The 1,759-nt window shown below is 74.9% G+C and carries 2 protein-coding genes; one reads left to right on the top strand and one right to left on the bottom strand.

Features of this window, described 5'->3' with window-relative positions; translation table 11 throughout:
• The coding region (locus tag AB0D29_RS38710; RefSeq protein WP_362860530.1) for an alpha/beta hydrolase at window positions 1-906 on the bottom strand (906 nt) is incomplete at its 3' end.
• 81 nt (window positions 907-987) lie between these two features.
• On the opposite strand from AB0D29_RS38710, the gene AB0D29_RS38705 reads away from it, so the two are divergent.
• Window positions 988-1,551, top strand: coding sequence for a CGNR zinc finger domain-containing protein (locus AB0D29_RS38705; RefSeq protein WP_362860529.1), 564 nt, complete (start codon window positions 988-990; stop codon window positions 1,549-1,551).
• Window positions 1,552-1,759 lie beyond the last annotated feature (208 nt).

The raw sequence follows: 1,759 nt of genomic DNA, 5'->3' as shown, positions 1-1,759 counted from the left end.
AACAGCGTGGCTTCCGCATCCGATCGCAATCCGATCATCATTGGCGGCCTGCCGAGTCAGGTCCCGGACTTCGATCCGGAGGAGACGCAGGAGGGCGAAGTGGCCCGCGCCCTCGAAGACGTGGACGGCGGCGTCCGGGGCGTCCTGGAGGTAGGCCTTGGCGCCCGCCGGGGTGAAGAAGGGGTCGCCCGCGCCCCAGACGACCAGCACCGGCACCCCCGCGCTCCGCAGCCACGCCTGCCAGGCGGGGTAGTGCGCGAAGTTCGAGCCGTAGTCGAAGGCCAGGTCGGCCTGGGCGTCGGCGCGCCCCGGCAGGCCGAGGTGGTGCACGTCGAGGGTCAGGCTGTCGGGGGAGATCAGGCCGGTGTCGGCGACGCCGGTCTCGTACTGGAAGCGGGTGCCCTCCAGGGTGAAGAGGCCGCGGATCCGCTCCTCGTTGCCGGGGACCTCGCGCCGGAGCCCGGCGAACTCGCGGGCCGCGTCGGAGAGGCCCTCCTCGTACGCGTTGCCGTTCTGGACGATCAGGCCGGTCACCCGCTCCGGGCGGCGCGCGGCGAGCCGCAGTCCGACGGGGGCGCCGAAGTCGAAGACGTACAGGGCGTAGCGGTCGAGTCCGAGGACGTCGGTGAAGCCCTCCACGACGTCGGCGAGCCGGTCGAAGGTGTACGTGAATCCGGCCGGGGCCTCGGTCCGGCCGAAGCCGGGGTAGTCGGGGGCGATCAGGCGGTAGGGCGTGTCGCCGAGGGCGTCCATCAGACGGGCGAACTGGTGCGAGGCGGTGGGGAAGCCGTGCAGGAGCAGAAGGACGGGGCCGTCGGCGGGGCCGCTCTCGCGGTAGGCGACGCGGACTCCGTCCACGTCGACGGTGCGGTGCCAGATGGTGGGGATGGTGCGACGAGCGGTCATCACATGCCTCCTGCGGCTTCGTTTCCATTAGTCTTGCCGGTGATCGCTAATGGGTCAAGTGGTTGCAGTAGCATTAGTTGGGTGACAGTGACCTTCCCGCTCACCGGTGAGCCCCTCGCGCTGGACCTCCTCAACACCCGTACCGCCGAGGGCGACCTCGTCGCCGATGCGGCGGGCCTCGCGGCCTGGCTGGACGTGCAGGCCGGGCGGCTGACCCCGGTCGGCGCGGTGGGCGCGGCCGAGGTGGCCGCCGTACGGGCCCTACGGGAGGCCGCGCGCCCGGCGCTCGACGCGGCCCGGCGCGGCGAGCGGCCCCCGGCCGGGGCGCTGGCCGCGCTGAACGGGGCGCTGGCCGCGGCGCCGTCCCACCGGGTGCTGACCTGGACGCGGGAGGGCGGCACGACCGCGCCCGCGCACCGCTCGGCCGACCCGGCCCCGCGGCTCGCCGCCGAACTGGCCGAGGCGGTCGCGGAACTCCTGACGGATCCCCGGGTGGGGCAGGTCCGTGCGTGCGAGGCGCACGACTGCGTGCTGCTCTTCCTGCCGGCCCACCCCCGGCGCCGCTGGTGCGTCGCCTCGGTGTGCGGCAACCGGGCCCGCGTGGCCCGCTACTACGCCCGCCACAAGGGGCAGCCGGAGGGGTGACGGGCCCGGCCGGGTGGCTGCCGGTTGGCTGCGCCGCTCGGGCGGGGTGCGGTGGGGGCCGGTTGTGCCGGGGCCGGGCGCCGATTGGCTGCGCCGCTCGGGCGGGGTGCTGCGGGGGCCGGTTGTGACGGGGCCGGGCGCGCGCCGGGGTGTCTCCTCGGGCGCCGAACGTGTCGGGGGGTCGGAGCGTCTGGGCACCTTGCGTTCG

The organism is Streptomyces sp. NPDC048424 (assembly GCF_040651555.1).
Lineage (GTDB): Bacteria > Actinomycetota > Actinomycetes > Streptomycetales > Streptomycetaceae > Streptomyces.
The sequence above is the reverse complement of the archived record's forward strand: the minus strand, read 5'-3'. Positions and strand labels throughout refer to the sequence as shown.